We start from the raw sequence: 255 nt of genomic DNA on the forward strand, positions 1-255 counted from the left end.
TGCAAACAGTCCCATGATGAGTTTTTTTTATAAATATGATGCTCCCGAATATAAAAAATACATGAATAAAGAAGGTGAATACAAACCTGATAATATTGTTTGGCACCAAGAGAATAATACCTATTTGTTTTCGTATGGATTGGGGGCAGTTATTGTATTAATCGGATTATTCATTGCTTTATACCCTTTATTTCCGGCATTGTCAGCGGTAGGTAGTTTTTTGGCGTTTATTATGTCGCTGGTTACTTTATCCTT

General features: G+C 33.7%; 1 protein-coding gene. It reads left to right on the top strand.

Annotation, left to right across the window (positions count from 1 at the left end):
• Positions 1–255, top strand: a 255-nt coding sequence (locus tag VJI77_RS07620; RefSeq protein WP_323989002.1) for a DUF417 family protein, incomplete at both ends; no start/stop codon positions are given.

Origin of the sequence: Parvimonas sp. D2, from assembly GCF_035282635.1 — a bacterium.
GTDB lineage: Bacteria > Bacillota > Clostridia > Tissierellales > Peptoniphilaceae > Parvimonas.